8 protein-coding genes are annotated in these 13,294 nt (G+C 54.2%); 5 read left to right on the top strand and 3 right to left on the bottom strand.

Features of this window, described 5'->3' with window-relative positions; genetic code table 11:
- Nucleotides 1-39: 39 nt before the first annotated feature.
- From cydC to trxB, 3 genes are all read right to left on the bottom strand, one after another.
- On the bottom strand, nt 40-1,761 hold the full coding sequence (gene cydC, locus FDW88_RS08365) for a cysteine/glutathione ABC transporter ATP-binding protein/permease CydC (protein WP_137362366.1): 1,722 nt from the start codon (nt 1,759-1,761) through the stop codon (nt 40-42).
- On the bottom strand, nt 1,762-3,528 hold the full coding sequence (gene cydD, locus FDW88_RS08370; protein ID WP_137362367.1) for a cysteine/glutathione ABC transporter permease/ATP-binding protein CydD: 1,767 nt from the start codon (nt 3,526-3,528) through the stop codon (nt 1,762-1,764). It lies immediately after the preceding gene.
- A gap of 114 nt (nt 3,529-3,642) precedes the next feature.
- The gene (gene trxB / locus FDW88_RS08375; RefSeq protein ID WP_096757696.1) at nt 3,643-4,611 is read right to left on the bottom strand and encodes a thioredoxin-disulfide reductase; all 969 of its coding nucleotides are present in this window, start codon (nt 4,609-4,611) and stop codon (nt 3,643-3,645) included.
- A gap of 584 nt (nt 4,612-5,195) precedes the next feature.
- Here trxB and lrp point away from each other — a divergent pair.
- From lrp to serS, 5 genes are all read left to right on the top strand, one after another.
- Nucleotides 5,196-5,690 (top strand): leucine-responsive transcriptional regulator Lrp, encoded by a 495-nt coding sequence (lrp, locus tag FDW88_RS08380; RefSeq protein ID WP_000228473.1) that lies wholly within the window; start codon nt 5,196-5,198, stop codon nt 5,688-5,690.
- Nucleotides 5,691-5,824: 134 nt separating this feature from the next.
- Nucleotides 5,825-9,715, top strand: a complete 3,891-nt coding sequence (locus tag FDW88_RS08385; protein ID WP_137362368.1) for a DNA translocase FtsK — start codon at nt 5,825-5,827, stop codon at nt 9,713-9,715.
- Between the two features lie 111 nt (nt 9,716-9,826).
- Nucleotides 9,827-10,438, top strand: a complete 612-nt coding sequence (gene lolA / locus FDW88_RS08390) for an outer membrane lipoprotein chaperone LolA (protein ID WP_096757694.1) — start codon at nt 9,827-9,829, stop codon at nt 10,436-10,438.
- 10 nt (nt 10,439-10,448) lie between these two features.
- Nucleotides 10,449-11,792: a replication-associated recombination protein RarA gene (gene rarA / locus FDW88_RS08395; protein ID WP_096757693.1), complete on the top strand. Its 1,344-nt coding sequence runs from the start codon at nt 10,449-10,451 to the stop codon at nt 11,790-11,792.
- Nucleotides 11,793-11,884: 92 nt separating this feature from the next.
- A complete protein-coding gene (gene serS / locus FDW88_RS08400) occupies nt 11,885-13,177 on the top strand; it encodes a serine--tRNA ligase (RefSeq protein WP_096757692.1) in 1,293 nt (430 codons plus the stop codon).
- The last annotated feature ends 117 nt before the right edge of the window (nt 13,178-13,294 follow it).

The following is a 13,294-nucleotide window of genomic DNA, read 5'->3' on the forward strand; positions in this document are numbered from 1 at the left end:
GCGAAACTCCACTACGCGAGTCGATCGTTCAATAATAGCTTACAGACGTTGCTTAAACTGGTAATAACGCCCCTGCCTGGCTAACAGATCTGCGTGATTACCTTGCTCAATAATGTGTCCGTTGTCCATCACTATTATTTGATTAAAACGCGATAGCCCGCGCAGGCGATGCGTCACCATCAATACCGTTTTATCTCGCATGACATCACTAATCAATTCAAGCATTTGACTTTCGGTGGTGGCGTCCAGTCCTTCGGTAGGTTCATCCAGCAGCATCAGCGGGGCATCGTGGAGTACCGCTCGAGCGATTGCCAGACGGCGGAGTTCGCCGCCGGAAAGCTGACGACCCCCTTCACCTAACCAGGCGTTGAGACCATCATCTTCCAGCAGTTTTTCCAGACCAACGCGGCACAGTATTTCGGATAATGCGTCATCACTGGCCTGCGGCGCGGCCAGCAGCAGGTTGTCGCGTAATGTGGCGCTAAAAAGGTGCACACGTTGCGGCACGACGCTGATGCTTTGACGCAGCGTTGACTCACTCAGAGTTGAAATCGGACGGTCGTTAAACAAAATTTCACCGTGTTGCGGGTTCCAGGCGCGGGTCAGCAGTTGTAGCAGGGTGGACTTTCCACAGCCGGTGCGGCCGAGAATCGCAACATGCTCGCCGGGTTTTGCTTGCAGGGAGAGGGTATCCAGCGCATTTTGCGCCTGGCCCGGGTAGCTGAAACAAACGTCGCGCAGCGTGAGGGTAATCGGCCCAGAAACCGTCGATCCTGCGTCGGGGAAAGTGACTTCCGGTTTTTGTTCCGTCAGTTCTGTAATGCGCAGGGCAGAGGCGATCACTTGACCGAGGTGCTGAAATGCACCCGTTACCGGGGCCAGGGCTTCAAATGCGGCCAGTGCGCAGAACACAAACAGCGCAATCAGCGCACCTGGCTGGGTATTGCCTCCCACGCCGCCCGAGGCCATCCAGAGCATCACGATGACGGCCAGTGCGCCAATCAGCAGCATTAGGGCCTGAGACAGCGCCGTTAATTCGGACTGGCGACGCTGAGCTTCGTGCCACTGTAACTCTGTGGCTTCCATTTGTGCTCGATAGCGAACACTTGCGCCAAAAATGGTCAGCTCGGCCTGGCCCTGCAGCCAGGAGGTCAGCTGTTGGCGATATTGCCCGCGCAGGTGCGTCAGGTTTTGCCCGGTACGTTTTCCGGCCTGATAAAACAGCGGAGGCAAAATAAACAAGGTCAGCAGCATGATGCCGCCAAGGGTGATGGCCAGCGTGAGATCGAGAACGCTCAGACCCAGCGTCACCACCATAATCACGACAAATGCCCCAACCAGCGGAGAGATGACGCGCAGATAAAGATGATCAAGCGTATCGACATCCGCAACGATGCGGTTAAGCAGTTCACCCTGGCCATAACGGGCCAGACCCGCCGGAGAGAGTGGCAGCAGCTTACTAAATGTATAAATACGCAGGTGCTGCAACACGCGGAATGTCGCGTCGTGACTGACCAGTCGCTCGAAATAACGACCTGCGGTACGGGTGATCGCCGCACCGCGCACGCCGGCAGCGGGGAGCATATAGTTAAAACTGTAAATCCCGGTGACGCCAACCACCGCGGAAGCGGAGAGGAACCAACCGGAAAGTGTCAGCAAGCCGATACTGGCTAATAGCGTGATGATCGCCAGAATAATTCCCAGCGTTAACATCCATTTATGACGTTTATACAGCGTCAGATAAGGTAGCAAAGCGCGCATTTAGATGTCCTCCTGACGGTGAGCCAGCAGTGTTGCAAAAGCCCCGTTGGCTGCGCTCAGTTGAGCATAAGTGCCTTGCTCGACGATCTGTCCGTCCTGCATGACCCAAATGGCATCCCACTCGGTAAGGTCTTCAAGCTGGTGCGTGACCATCAGCGTGGTCTGGCGGCGTGATGCTGCATTCAGCGCCTGCATGACGCGCTGCTCGCTGTGCGCATCGAGGCTAGCGGCGGGTTCGTCCAGTAGCATTAGCTGACACGGATTGAGCAAGGCGCGGGCGACGGCAACGCGCTGCGCTTGCCCGACGGAAAGTCGGGCGGCCTGATCGCCGACCGGGGTATCCACGCCCTGAGGCAGCAGAGGTAAAAACTCACTTACCCAGGCGCTGTCGAGCGCGGCCTGAAGCTGTTGCTCGCTGGCATCTGGACGTGCCAGCAGCACATTATCGCGCAACGTTGGGGCAGGAAGCTGTGGGTTCTGTCCTACCCACGACAGCTGTTTTCGCCAGGAGTCAGGGGCCAGGGAGCGAAGCTCAAAACCATTAATTCTCAGCGAACCCTGATACGAGAGAAAACCAGAAAGGGCATTCAGCAGCGAGCTCTTACCGGAGCCGCTACGTCCCACCAATACCGCGCGCTGACCGGCTGGCAGCGAGAAGTTAAGTGGACCAGCAAGCACTTTACCTTCCGGGGAGGTGATAACCAGATCTTCTGCGGTAATCGAAACCGGCTCTTTTACGGCCAGCTCAATGTCGCCACGTTCAGGATGCGCCAGCGGCGTTTCCATGAACGTTTTCAGGCTGTCTGCGGCACCGACGGCCTGGGCTTTGGCATGATAAAACGTGCCCAGATCGCGCAAGGGCTGGAAAAACTCAGGCGCAAGAATCAGTGCCAGGAATCCAGAGGCTAAGGTAACACCAACGCCATAGTGGCCGAAGTTGAGTTCGCCGAGGTACGAGAAGCCAAAGTAAACCGCCACCAGCGCGATGGACAGCGAGGTGAAAAATTCCAGTACGCCGGAGGAGAGGAACGCGAGGCGCAGAACTTCCATGGTGCGCTGGCGAAAATCTTGTGATGCCGCACGAATGCTTTCTGTTTCCGCTTCGCCGCGACCAAATATTCTTAACGTTTCCATACCACGCAAGCGGTCGAGGAAATGACCGCTGAGTCGGGCTAGCGCCTGAAAGTTACGTCGGTTAGCATCAGCAGCGCCCATACCGACCATTGCCATAAACATGGGGATTAGCGGTGCAGTGCCAAGCAGAATAAGGGCAGCTATCCAGTTAGACGGGAAAATGGCCGCGACAATCAAAATGGGGACGCAGACGGCAAGCGCCATTTGCGGCAGATAACGCGCGTAGTAATCATGCATATCGTCAATCTGCTCGAGCACCAACGTGGCCCAACTTCCGGCTGGTTTACCCTGGATCCACGCGGGGCCTGCCTGTTGCAGACGGTCCAGAACCTGACGGCGAATTTCAAAACGAATGTGCTGTCCCGCGTGAAAACCGACCCGCTCACGTAGCCAGACCACCCATGCACGCAGGATGAAAATCAGCACTAATACGATGAAAGGGAGCAGAAGGGCTTCGCGGGGAATATTATCCATGATCATGTGATCAAGAATGCGTGCCAGGAGCCAGGCCTGAGCGACAATTAACAGGCCGCTGACGAAGCCTAACAGGCGTGAAATATTCAGCCAACGCTGGGAAATGACACTTTGCTGTTTTAACCAGCGTGTTAGCTCTTTTTGACGGGTTTTATTCATTGCTCGCTTAGCAGGTGAGTTATAGGAATTTTTAGGCAGGACAATGTTACAACGGGGCAAAAATAAAGGCGACTGATAGTCGCCTTTTTTACTTTTGTTACTGATTTGTAAAACTTATTTGCAGGCGTCAGCCAGACCGTCGAGATAACGCTCTGCATCAAGGGCTGCCATACAACCCGTACCTGCAGAGGTAATCGCCTGGCGATAAATATGGTCCATCACGTCACCGGCCGCGAACACGCCTGGAATGCTGGTTTGCGTCGCATTACCGTGAATGCCGGACTGAACCTTGATGTAGCCGTTTTCCAGCTCAAGCTGGCCTTCAAAAATCGCGGTGTTCGGGCTGTGACCAATGGCGACAAACAGTCCTGCAACGTCCAGAGACTCGACGTTATCGGTGTTTTGGGTATCACGCAGACGCAGTCCAGTGACGCCCATCTGATCGCCGGTCACTTCTTCCAGCGTACGGTGCGTGTGCAGCACGATGTTGCCGTTTTCGACTTTATCCATCAGGCGCTTGATAAGGATTTTTTCTGCACGGAAGCTGTCGCGACGGTGAATCAAATGCACTTCAGAGGCGATATTCGCCAGATACAACGCTTCTTCTACAGCCGTGTTGCCACCGCCGATAACCGCTACCTTCTGGTTGCGATAGAAGAAACCGTCACAGGTCGCACAGGCAGAAACACCGCGACCTTTAAACGCTTCTTCAGACGGTAAGCCAAGGTAGCGAGCGGAAGCGCCGGTGGCGATAATCAACGCATCGCAGGTGTACTCGCCGCTGTCGCCGGTCAGACGGAACGGACGGTTCTGCAGATCAACCTTGCTGATGTGATCAAAAATGATTTCCGTCTCAAATTTTGTCGCATGCTCATGCATACGTTCCATCAGCAGTGGGCCCGTAAGATCGTGCGGGTCGCCAGGCCAGTTTTCGACTTCCGTCGTCGTGGTCAACTGACCCCCTTTTTCCATACCGGTAATCAGTACCGGTTGCAGGTTTGCGCGTGCAGCATAGACCGCAGCGGTATACCCGGCAGGGCCTGAACCCAGAATAAGAAGTTTACTGTGTTTGGTCGTGCCCATGAGATCCCCATAGTTGTTGGCAGGCAATGAACTGGATTGTAGGGAATTTGCAGGCGTAAAAAAAGAGTATGGAAATTTTGTTAACAATTTGTGCAATAGCGGGAGTCGATGATCGGTCAGACAGGCGGCACGGACGTCAACCAACGCACAGGTAACATGAAGTATGACGGGACATAACGATTTCTACTTAAAATCGGCCAGTTATAAGGCGATAAAATGACGATTTTCCATCACTCCCAATGAATAACTGGCATGTTGTACTAAAAATCGATGTTTTGCTTTGACAATCCCCTGCTGTTTTGCGAAAACATTCAAGGAAGAAAAAAACTGTGTCGTGTGTGTGCTGCATAATCATGCATCCAGATACCATGTTTACCGAGTTAGCGAAATCTACGCATGGTGTGGACAGATGCCATTCGTGATGTCGATAGCCGCCGACAGGCAACGGTCTTCTCACCATAAACCCAGACATTTCACACCGTAAATCCCTCTGGGTTTCGGGTATTGTGATGGGTAGCGACTCTGAACAGTGATGTTAGAAGGGTCAGGCAGGAGTAGGGAAGGAATACAGAGAGACAATAATAATGGTAGATAGTAAGAAGCGCCCTGGCAAAGATCTCGACCGTATCGATCGTAACATTCTTAATGAGCTGCAAAAGGATGGGCGTATTTCTAACGTCGAGCTTTCTAAACGAGTGGGACTTTCACCAACGCCCTGCCTTGAGCGTGTGCGTCGGTTAGAAAGACAGGGATTTATTCAGGGCTATACGGCGCTGTTAAACCCGCATTATCTGGATGCATCACTTCTGGTTTTTGTTGAGATTACTCTGAATCGTGGCGCACCGGATGTCTTTGAGCAGTTCAACACTGCAGTGCAAAAACTTGAAGAAATTCAAGAGTGTCATTTGGTTTCCGGTGATTTCGACTACCTGCTGAAAACACGCGTACCGGATATGTCAGCATACCGCAAGCTATTGGGGGAAACCCTGCTGCGTCTGCCTGGCGTGAATGACACACGTACTTACGTGGTAATGGAAGAAGTTAAACAGAGCAATCGTCTGGTAATTAAGACGCGCTAACACGGAACAGGTGCAAAATCGACGTAGTTTGATTACACTCCTGTTAATCCATACAGCAACAGTGCCGGGGCAACCCGGTGCTGTTGTCCGTTTTAGCATCGGGCAGGAAAAGCCTGAAACCTGGAGAGCCGTTTTTGAGCCAGGAATACACTGAAGACAAAGACGTCACATTGACGAAGTTAAGCAGCGGGCGCCGACTTCTGGAAGCGCTACTGATCCTTATTGCCCTTTTTGCCGTCTGGTTGATGGCTGCCTTACTCAGCTTTAACCCTTCGGATCCCAGCTGGTCGCAAACCGCGTGGCACGAGCCTATCCACAATCTTGGGGGAATACCCGGAGCATGGTTGGCGGACACGCTGTTCTTTATTTTTGGCATCATGGCCTACACCCTGCCTGTGATCATTGTTGGGGGCTGTTGGTTTACCTGGCGACATCAGGCCAGTGACGAGTACGTTGACTATTTCGCCGTATCGCTGCGCATCATTGGCGTTCTGGCGCTCATTCTCACCTCTTGCGGACTGGCGGCAATCAATGCCGATGATATCTGGTATTTCGCGTCTGGCGGCGTGATTGGCAGTCTGCTCAGTACCACGCTACAACCTCTGCTGCATAGCAGCGGGGGAACACTCACACTATTGTGCATCTGGGCGGCAGGTCTGACGTTGTTTACCGGTTGGTCATGGGTGAGCATTGCGGAAAAACTGGGCGGCTGGTTACTCAATATCCTGACCTTTGCCAGTAACCGCACTCGTCGTGACGATACCTGGGTCGATGACGAAGAATATGAAGACGATGAAGAGTCCGTCGACATCGCCGAAGGAAAACCGCATGAATCACGCCGGGCGCGTATTCTTCGTGGGGCATTAGCACGTCGTAAGCGGCTGGCCGAGAAGTTTACCAATCCGCTTGGTCGTCATACCGATGCTGCGCTGTTCTCCGGTAAACGGATGGATGACGAAGATGAAATTGAATACAGCGCCCGTGGTGTTGCCGCCGATCCGAATGATGTTCTGTTCTCGGGTAATCGCGCGACGCTGCCTGAATATGATGAGTTCGACCCGCTGCTAAGTGGTCACTCGGTGACTGAGCCTGTGACAGCCGCCGCAGCAGCCACGGCGACCGCGCAGGCCTGGAGTGCGCCAGCCGATCCTTTAATGCAAGCTCCGCTGGTTTCCGGTGGCATTCCTGTTCAGCCTGCACCGACTGCTGCATGGCAACCTGTGCCAGCGCCACAGGTGGCTGAGCCGGTTGTGACTCCTGCCTACGAAGGTTATCCGCAGCCTGCACAATATACTCAACCGACGGCACAGCCTTATGAGCCGTGGCAGCAGCCCGCACCGGTTGAGCCTCAGCCGCAATATGCTGTGCCGCCCGTTGTCGAACCTCAATACCAACAGCCGGTAGCTCCGCAGCCGCAAATGCAGCCGCAGTGGCAGCCGCCTGTTCCAGAACAAAGCTGGCAGCAACAGCCGGTACAGCAGCCGGTTCCTTCACCGGATCCTGTTTATCACCCGCAGCCGGCTTACCAGCAGGAATCCACATTCCAGCCGCCTGCGTATCAGCAGCCGCCTGCTTTCGTGCAGGAGCCTGTTGTTGAGCAACCGCCGGTTGTCGAGCCTGAACCGGTTGCGGAAGAGACGAAACCGGCGCGTCCGCCACTCTATTACTTTGAAGAGGTGGAAGAAAAGCGCGCGCGTGAGCGTGAACAGCTCGCGGCCTGGTATCAGCCCATTCCTGAACCACTGCAGGAACCTGAGCGAATTAAACCGTCAATGCCATCAATGCCAACTGCCGCATCTATACCGCCGGTTGAATCCGTCGCGGCCGTCGCGCCGCTGGCTGCCGGAGTGAAAAACGCCGCAATGGGCGCTGGGGCCGCTGCTGTTGCTGCACCTGTGTTTAGTCTGGCGGGTAGCGGTGCGCCGCGTCCACAGGTGAAAGAAGGCATTGGTCCGCAGTTGCCGCGTCCAAATCGCGTCCGTGTGCCAACGCGTCGTGAGCTGGCTTCATATGGTATCAAACTACCGTCGCAACGTATGGCCGAAGAGAAAGCGCGAGAAGAGCAGCTTGATACGGATTATACCGACGATGAAATTGAAGCGATGCAACAGGATGAGCTGGCGCGTCAGTTCGCCCAGTCGCAGCAGCATCGTTATGGTGAAGAGTATCAGGACAATACGCATCAGATTGAGGACGAAGAGTCTGCAGCAGAAGCGGAGTTGGCCCGTCAGTTTGCCTCTTCCCAGCAGCAGCGCTATTCCGGCGAACAGCCTGCGGGCGCTAATACGTTCTCGTTAGATGACTTTGCTTTCTCGCCGATGAAAGCACTGGTGGATGATGGCCCGCATGAGCCGCTGTTTACCCCGAGCGTTATGCCTGAACCAGAACCTGTGCCGCAGCAGCATTATCAGCAGGCGCCACAGCCTGTTGCGCCGCAGCAGCATTATCAGCAGGCGCCACAACCTGTTGCGCCGCAGCCGCAGGATAGCCTGATCCATCCATTATTGATGCGCAATGGCGACAGCCGTCCTGTTCAGCGTCCAACCACGCTGCTGCCATCGCTGGATCTGCTCACCCCGCCACCGAGTGAAGTTGAACCGGTGGACACCTTCGCGCTGGAGCAAATGGCGCGACTGGTGGAAGCGCGCTTAGCAGATTTCCGTATTAAGGCTGATGTGGTGAACTATTCACCGGGCCCGGTGATAACCCGTTTTGAACTGAATTTGGCTCCGGGTGTTAAGGCTGCACGGATTTCTAACCTCTCCCGAGACCTGGCGCGTTCACTGTCGACCGCTGCGGTTCGTGTGGTGGAGGTTATTCCAGGTAAACCGTATGTTGGGTTGGAATTACCGAACAAAAAACGTCAGACCGTCTACCTGCGCGAAGTGCTGGATAACGCGAAATTCCGTGATAATCCTTCTCCGCTGACCGTAGTGCTCGGTAAAGATATTGCCGGCGAACCGGTTACGGCTGATTTGGCGAAGATGCCGCATCTGCTGGTGGCGGGTACCACGGGTTCCGGTAAGTCTGTTGGGGTCAATGCTATGATCCTCAGCATGCTGTATAAGGCACAGCCGGAAGATGTGCGATTCATTATGATCGACCCAAAAATGCTCGAGTTGTCGGTTTATGAGGGCATTCCGCATCTGTTGACGGAAGTGGTTACAGATATGAAGGATGCTGCCAACGCGTTGCGCTGGAGCGTCAATGAAATGGAACGCCGCTACAAACTGATGTCAGCGCTGGGCGTGCGTAATCTGGCGGGTTACAACGAGAAGATCGCAGAAGCGGATCGTATGGGGCGCCCGATCCCGGACCCGTACTGGAAACCGGGCGATAGCATGGATGTTACCCATCCGGTGCTGAAAAAAGAGCCTTATATCGTTGTCCTGGTCGATGAATTTGCTGACCTGATGATGACCGTCGGTAAAAAGGTGGAAGAACTGATCGCTCGTTTGGCGCAAAAAGCGCGTGCGGCGGGGATCCACCTGGTTCTGGCGACCCAGCGTCCGTCGGTTGATGTGATTACCGGGCTTATCAAAGCCAACATCCCGACCCGTATTGCCTTTACCGTGTCGAGTAAAATTGATTCGCGTACCATCCTTGATCAGTCAGGTGCTGAATCACTGTTAGGGATGGGGGATATGCTTTATTCCGCACCAAACTCGACAATTCCGGTGCGTGTACACGGTGCCTTTGTGCGTGATGAAGAAGTTCATGCCGTTGTTCAAGACTGGAAAGCGCGCGGCCGTCCGCAATATGTTGAGGGCATCACTTCTGATAGCGAAAGCGAAGGCGGCGGCGGTGGTTTTGACAATGGGGAAGAACTGGATCCGCTGTTTGATCAGGCGGTGAATTTTGTTACCCAAAAACGCAAAGCCTCCATCTCCGGCGTCCAGCGTCAGTTCCGCATCGGTTACAACCGCGCGGCACGTATCATCGAGCAGATGGAAGCGCAGGGGATTGTCAGTGAGCAAGGGCATAATGGTAATCGTGAAGTGCTGGCGCCGCCGCCCTTCGATTGATTGCAAAGTTAAGTAATTCAGTATTTTCTACTTTCCTCATGCTGATTTTTGGCCTGGAATGGATAGCAGAGGGATCTCCCCGTCGGGAGTGACGAATTTTGAGGAATAACGATGAAAAAGATCGCAATCACCTGTGCATTACTGTCGAGCTTTGTGGTGAGCAGCGTCTGGGCTGACGCCGCCAGTGACCTGAAAAGCCGTCTGGATAAAGTCAGTAGCTTCCATGCCAGCTTTACTCAGAAGGTGACCGATGGTAGCGGCGCAGCGGTACAGGAAGGTCAGGGCGACCTGTGGGTTAAACGTCCGAACCTGTTTAACTGGCATATGACACAGCCTGATGAAAGCATTCTGGTCTCCGACGGTAAAACGCTGTGGTTCTTTAATCCGTTTGTCGAGCAGGCCACGGCAACCTGGCTGAAAGATGCCACGGGTAATACGCCGTTTATGCTGATTGCGCGCAACCAGTCCAGCGACTGGCAGCAGTACAACATCAAGCAAAACGGTGATGACTTCGTGTTGACTCCGAAAACCAGCAGCGGCAATCTGAAGCAGTTCACCATCAATGTGGGACGCGACGGCACTATCCATCAGTTTAGCGCCGTCGAGCAGGACGATCAGCGCAGTAGCTATCAGCTGAAATCTCAGCAGAATGGCGCAATCGAACCATCCAAATTCACCTTTACCCCTCCGCAGGGTGTCACGGTAGACGATCAACGTAAGTAGAGGCGTGTGAGTGGGTAATCTGTCGCTCGATTTTTCTGATAATACCTTTCAGCCGCTGGCCGCGCGTATGCGGCCAGAAAATTTAGCGCAGTATATCGGCCAGCAGCATTTGCTGGCTGCAGGTAAGCCCTTGCCACGCGCCATCGAGGCCGGGCACCTGCACTCCATGATCTTATGGGGCCCTCCTGGCACGGGTAAAACGACTCTTGCTGAGGTGATTGCCCGCTACGCGAACGCAGACGTTGAACGCATTTCGGCCGTCACCTCGGGTGTGAAAGAAATTCGTGAAGCGATTGAACGTGCGCGTCAGAATCGTAACGCCGGTCGGCGCACTATATTGTTTGTGGATGAAGTCCACCGCTTTAATAAAAGTCAGCAGGACGCCTTTCTCCCTCATATTGAAGATGGCACCATTACGTTTATAGGCGCCACGACTGAAAACCCCTCGTTTGAACTGAACTCGGCATTACTGTCGCGTGCGCGCGTCTATCTGCTTAAATCGCTCACTACCGACGATATCGAGCAGGTACTGGATCAGGCGATGGCGGACAAAGCGCGAGGCTACGGCGGCCAGGATATTGTTCTGCCGAATGAAACCCGTCGGGCCATTGCCGAGCTGGTGAATGGCGATGCGCGTCGGGCACTAAATACGCTGGAAATGATGGCCGATATGGCGGAAGTCGACGCCAGCGGAAAACGCGTTTTACAACCCACATTGCTGACAGAGATTGCCGGAGAGCGTAGCGCACGCTTTGATAATAAAGGCGATCGTTTTTACGATCTTATCTCGGCATTACATAAATCAGTACGCGGAAGCGCGCCGGATGCGGCCCTCTACTGGTACGCACGCATCATTACGGCTGGGGGCGATCCGCTGTATGTTGCACGCCGCTGTCTGGCGATCGCTTCTGAAGACGTGGGTAATGCCGATCCCCGAGCCATGCAGGTGGCGATTTCGGCATGGGATTGTTTCACTCGCGTTGGACCTGCGGAAGGTGAGCGGGCGATTGCCCAGGCGATTGTTTATTTGGCCTGCGCGCCGAAGAGTAACGCGGTGTATACCGCCTATAAAGCGGCGTTGGCAGATGCACGCGATCGTCCGGATTACGACGTACCCGTGCATCTGCGTAATGCGCCGACGAAGTTAATGAAAGAAATGGGCTACGGCCAGGAATATCGCTACGCGCACGACGAGCCGAATGCGTATGCTGCCGGCGAAGAGTACTTCCCGCAGGAACTGGCACAAACACGCTATTATCGCCCGACAAACAGAGGTCTTGAGGGTAAGATTGGCGAAAAGCTCGCCTGGCTTGCCGGACAGGATCAAAATAGCCCTATAAAACGCTACCGTTAGCGCGATCGTTGCGGTAATGTTGGCAATGTATCCCTGTGACTGCAGGCTGTGGTCACTTTCTCCCATTTTAATTCGATAAGCACAGGATAAGCATGCTCGATCCCAATCTGCTGCGTAATGAGCCAGACGCAGTCGCTGAAAAACTGGCAAGCCGGGGCTTTAAGCTGGACGTAGATAAGCTGCGCGCTCTTGAAGAGCGTCGTAAAGTTCTGCAGGTACAAACTGAAAATCTGCAGGCAGAGCGTAACTCTCGATCGAAATCCATTGGCCAGGCAAAAGCGCGCGGGGAAGATATCGAGTCTTTACGTCTGGAAGTGAACAAACTGGGCGAAGAGCTGGATGCCGCGAAAGCTGAACTTGATACCTTGCAGGCTGAGATTCGCGATATTGCGCTGACCATTCCTAACCTGCCAGCGGACGAAGTCCCGGTCGGTAAAGATGAAAATGACAACATCGAAGTCAGCCGCTGGGGCACGCCGCGTGAGTTTGATTTTGACGTTCGCGATCACGTTACGCTGGGCGAAATGCACGCGGGGCTCGATTTTGCCGCCGCTGTTAAGCTGACCGGCTCGCGTTTCGTGGTCATGAAAGGGCAGATTGCGCGTATGCACCGTGCGCTGTCCCAGTTCATGCTGGATCTGCATACTGAACAGCATGGCTACAGTGAAAACTACGTTCCGTATCTGGTTAACCATGACACGCTGTACGGTACGGGTCAGTTGCCGAAATTTGCCGGCGATCTGTTCCATACCCGTCCGCTGGACGAAGAAGCCGACAGCAGCAACTATGCGCTGATCCCAACGGCAGAAGTTCCGCTGACCAACCTGGTGCGCGATGAGATCATTGACGAAGATGCGCTGCCAATCAAAATGACTGCGCATACCCCATGCTTCCGTTCAGAAGCGGGATCTTATGGTCGTGACACCCGTGGTCTGATCCGTATGCACCAGTTCGATAAAGTTGAGATGGTGCAGATCGTTCGTCCTGAAGATTCGATGGACGCGCTGGAAGAAATGACCGGTCATGCCGAGAAAGTCCTTCAGTTGCTGGGTCTGCCGTACCGTAAGATCATTCTGTGTACTGGTGACATGGGCTTCGGCGCATGCAAAACCTACGATCTGGAAGTGTGGATCCCGGCGCAAAATACCTACCGTGAAATCTCTTCCTGCTCCAACGTGTGGGATTTCCAGGCGCGTCGCATGCAGGCACGTTGCCGCAGCAAGTCCGACAAGAAGACCCGTTTGGTGCATACGCTGAACGGCTCTGGTCTGGCGGTTGGTCGTACGCTGGTTGCCGTAATGGAAAACTACCAGCAGGCCGATGGCCGCATTCAGGTTCCGGAAGTACTTCGTCCGTATATGAATGGCCTGGAATACATCGGATAAGTTAGCTTTCCCTGCTAAAAAAGCGCCTGCGGGCGCTTTTTTTATGCCTGCTTGACGTCGAACAATAACCCTTACCCCATTAGTGGTAATACTACCTTCGAATGAAAGTCAGTATTT

Origin of the sequence: Citrobacter sp. wls829 (assembly GCF_005280825.1) — a bacterium.
GTDB classification, from domain to species: Bacteria; Pseudomonadota; Gammaproteobacteria; order Enterobacterales; family Enterobacteriaceae; genus Citrobacter; species Citrobacter gillenii.